The sequence below is a fragment of the Bacillus pretiosus genome (assembly GCF_051294775.1).
GTDB classification, from domain to species: domain Bacteria; phylum Bacillota; class Bacilli; order Bacillales; family Bacillaceae_G; genus Bacillus_A; species Bacillus_A wiedmannii.
Genome location: NZ_JBPPHF010000541.1, coordinates 1 through 284 on the forward strand (window position 1 = coordinate 1; position 284 = coordinate 284).

At 37.3% G+C, this 284-nt stretch carries 1 protein-coding gene; it reads right to left on the bottom strand.

The genetic code is table 11. The features are described 5' to 3' along the window. Positions 1-83 precede the first annotated feature (83 nt). Positions 84-284: YlzJ-like family protein (locus ACSG5Z_RS32085; protein ID WP_435712968.1), on the bottom strand; the 201-nt coding region annotated here is incomplete at its 5' end.

Consider the following 284-nt stretch of genomic DNA (forward strand, 5'->3'; position numbering starts at 1 on the left):
GAAGAAAGCAGCCCTCTCATGGCTGCTCAACCGTCTTGTTTTTTATATTATACCATAGCTTCTAAACAAAATCCTACTTTTTGCTAAAAGGTTATTTTCTGGCCGGGCTCAAACTCTAAGTAGTGTAGCGGATCCGTACTTAACACACGTACAATAGAATAACACCCATGTTCTTCTTCAGAAACCATTAATTCAACACCGGTTATATTTACAACTTTTTGGCTTTCACATTGCGAATAATCAGCGGGATATACAAGTTGCTCTGGCATAATTGTGTATAAAAT